Source organism: Streptomyces huiliensis (assembly GCF_020037025.1).
In the GTDB taxonomy this organism is placed as follows: Bacteria; Actinomycetota; Actinomycetes; order Streptomycetales; family Streptomycetaceae; genus Streptomyces; species Streptomyces huiliensis.
Genome location: NZ_JAIQLH010000227.1, coordinates 1 through 2,286, shown reverse-complemented (window position 1 = coordinate 2,286; position 2,286 = coordinate 1). Strand labels below are relative to the sequence as shown.

At 72.1% G+C, this 2,286-nt stretch carries 3 protein-coding genes and 1 pseudogene; 1 reads left to right on the top strand and 3 read right to left on the bottom strand.

Going from position 1 to position 2,286, the window contains the following annotated elements; all coding sequences use genetic code 11:
• From JNW98_RS28970 to JNW98_RS28960, 3 genes are all read right to left on the bottom strand, one after another.
• The coding region (locus tag JNW98_RS28970; RefSeq protein WP_223771272.1) for a hypothetical protein at nt 1–280 on the bottom strand (280 nt) is incomplete at its 3' end.
• Between the two features lie 141 nt (nt 281–421).
• Nucleotides 422–784: a DUF6233 domain-containing protein gene (locus tag JNW98_RS28965; RefSeq protein WP_263421336.1), complete on the bottom strand. Its 363-nt coding sequence runs from the start codon at nt 782–784 to the stop codon at nt 422–424.
• A gap of 297 nt (nt 785–1,081) precedes the next feature.
• Nucleotides 1,082–1,210, bottom strand: a complete 129-nt coding sequence (locus tag JNW98_RS28960) for a DUF6126 family protein (protein WP_223771271.1) — start codon at nt 1,208–1,210, stop codon at nt 1,082–1,084.
• Between the two features lie 249 nt (nt 1,211–1,459).
• Here JNW98_RS28960 and JNW98_RS28955 point away from each other — a divergent pair.
• Nucleotides 1,460–2,286, top strand: a pseudogene (locus JNW98_RS28955) (glycosyl transferase); the annotation flags it as partial.

The window sequence follows — 2,286 nt, the reverse complement described above, 5'->3', positions numbered from 1 at the left end:
GCCCCCGGCGCGCGGCGCGTCGGCGCGCCGCACGGCCGCGCACGGCCCGGCGGCGGGATGCCTCACGGCGCAGGACGGCCCGTCGGCGCGCGCGGGCCAACAGAGAGGTCAGGATCCAGCAGAGGGCGCAGACCGCCGTGGCGCCGATCATCCAGAGCAGGTGGCGCTTGGGCGGCTGTTCGGCGAAGGGGAGGGCACCGTACGGGACCACGGCGAGCAGTGCGGTGGCGTACCCGACGAGCACCGTCGCCCACCCGGTGAGCCGCGTCCCTGCCCTCATGCCCAACAACCCCGCCCAGTCATTTGATGATCTTGACGTGGACAGCGTAGTTGGTGTGCTCGGGCGGATGTACGAGTGCCCGGGCGCCGGGGCGGCGCGGGAGCCCGGGCGCGGCGGGGCTCAGGCGTACGGAGTGGGGGGTCAGGCGTAGGGGGTGAGGAACCGTTCGGGCTGGCAGGCGTCGCAGGGGCGGACGTCGTGGGTGGCCATCTGGGCCCGTGCCTCGGCGGTCGTGAGAGTGTCCTCGCCCCCCTTCGGCACCCAGCACCCGGCGTGGTGCAGCTCCTGGAGCACGCCTCCGGAGCGGCGGTAGAGGGTGATGGGCCAGACCGCGTCCTCGAAATCGGGGCGCACGGTCCGCCGTTGGGAGATGTGCGTCTGATCCGAGTCCCCGGAGAGACGTTTGAGCACGATCTCCCGGATCCAGTCGTGCGGGGAGCGGCCGACTCGATGCGCCGCGGCCTCGATACGGTCGAGTTCGTCTGGGCTGAAGAGCTCCTCCATGACGGGGGACAGTAGCAGCGCGGAAGCCCTCCCGGCCCCTGATCCGAAGGATGATCTCACTGCGCCCACCGGCGGGTTGACCAGGGTGTACGGTTCGCTTCGGCATGTGCCCGGGGCCCTCCGGCCGCCTCTCGGGGACGGTGGCTGCGCCGCTGTCGCGCGGCATAGGACAAGCGTGTATTCGAGGTGGCATCGGACACGTACAGGAAGATGGGATTCCGTGTGTTCGGGAATCACCTGTCCTTGTGAACAGCGGGCCGCCGGAAGGGCGCGCAGCGGTCCCCGCTCGGCCTCGGCTCAGTGCGAGGCGTGCGAGCCCAGGTAGAAGAGCAGCCAGATGAAACCGGCCAGCAGGTGGCCGAGGACGACGTAGATCAGCACGCGCCAGCCGATCGCCTTCTCGGCGTACTTCTCGCTGTCTGCCATGCCCCGCTCCCGTCGAACACTGTTCGGCCATCGTAGGGCACGGCGTGTGGGGGGCCTTGAGCGTCACCCTGGGGCCATGTGGGGGAGGCCGGGGCATGTCCGGTGCGTTTGTCACATGATCATAGGGTCGGTTTGTTAGGTTAAGCCCGCTTGTTCCCGTCTGTCCGTTGTGCGGCTGGGGGTGTGGTGGTGGCGGTTTCTGCGCGTGAGGCCCGGCTTGCGGCGGCCCGTGGAGGGAAGGCCGCGAACGTGTCCGGCGAGGGGGCGGCCGCCGCCCTCCCGGTGGGCGGCATCGCCGCCGGAGGACTGCCGTTCGACGGAGGGCCGGCCGACGTCGTGCCCGCCCTGGGCGGCCGCGGCGGTTCGGTCCCCGGCGGGCCCACCGGCCCGGGCGGCGGCGGACCGGGCGGACCCGGCGGCCCGGGCGGCGGTGGCCCGGACGGCCCACGCGGTGGCGGACCGGTCGCTCCCGCGCCGGCCGAACCCCCGCCGGACTACGACTACGACGGATTCAGCAGACTCGCGGGCGAGTTGACGGAACCGCCCGTCGGCGCCTACCGGGTGCGCTACCGGCGCCTGGTCGCCGGTGGCCTCCGGGGACAGCTCGGCGCCCTGCTGCTGGTGACGGCGGCCCCCCTGGTCTCGCTCGCCCTGCTGGTGTGGCTGATGCTGCCCGAACACTGGGTGGAGCGCCCGTTCATCGACGAGTGGGAGCGCGCCGCCGACGCCGTGATGACGCTCTCCATCGGTCTCATCGAAACGTTCCGCCTGGTCAACGTGGTGTCCAACGCCCACGCCACCTGGGTGGCCCGCGACCCCGTCCCGGTTCGCGCCCAGCCGGGCACCCGGGTCGCGTTCCTCACCAGCTTCGTACCGGGCAAGGAACCGTTGTCCATGGTCCGCGCCACCCTGGAGGGCGCGGTCCGCGTCCGGCACGACGGCGTGCTGGACGTCTGGCTGCTCGACGAGGGTGACGACCCCGAGGTCAGACGGCTCTGCGAGCGGCTCGGCGTACGCCACTTCACCCGCAAGGGAGTCGAGAGCTGGAACCAGCCCTCGGGCACCTTCCGGGCGAG